Origin of the sequence: Protofrankia sp. CiT1, assembly GCF_917627335.1 — a bacterium.
Taxonomy (GTDB): Bacteria; Actinomycetota; Actinomycetes; order Frankiales; family Frankiaceae; genus Protofrankia.
In genome coordinates, this window is the sequence record NZ_CAKJTP010000202.1 from 5,626 (window position 1) to 6,186 (window position 561).

At 69.2% G+C, this 561-nt stretch carries 1 protein-coding gene; it reads right to left on the minus strand.

Going from position 1 to position 561, the window contains the following annotated elements; all coding sequences use genetic code 11:
• Window positions 1-533, minus strand: a 533-nt coding sequence (locus tag MJ785_RS19830) for a sensor histidine kinase (RefSeq protein WP_239382217.1), incomplete at its 3' end; no start/stop codon positions are given.
• Window positions 534-561: the final 28 nt, after the last annotated feature.

Here is a 561-nt window from a genome sequence, read left to right on the forward strand (position 1 = left end):
CGGGTATGGCCGTCGCCCAGGCCGACCCCGTCATCGGAGACCGTGACGGCGACACCGCCCCGCAACGTGAAAATACTGATCACCACGGAGTGCGCGCGGGCGTGTTTCTCCACGTTGAGCAGGGCCTCGCGAACGGCATCGGCGAGTGCCTGGATATGTGAACGGGGCAGCGTGGGCAGCTCGGTAAGCGTGATCACCTGTGCGGTGATGGTGGTGCGGTCGGAGAAGGCCCGGCAGTGTTCACGCAACGCCACGCCGAGCGCGACCTGCTCGGGTGGGGCACTGAGGACCCGTAACGAGTCGCGTAACGCGGCGGTGGTCTCGGCGGCCTGTTGCTCGATGGTCGACAGCCGGGTCCGGACATCCTGGTCGAGCCCGGGTATCGTGCTGAGGCTGCGGATGCCGGCACCGAGGGTGAACAGCATCGCGCCGACGCTGTCGTGCAGCTCGAGGGCAAGCCGGCGGCGTTCCTCGTGAGCGGCGACGTCGGCCGCGTGCTGGGTGCGCTCCGCGACGATCTGCGCTGTCGCCATCCGGGCCGCCATCCGCTCGAGAGCCTGC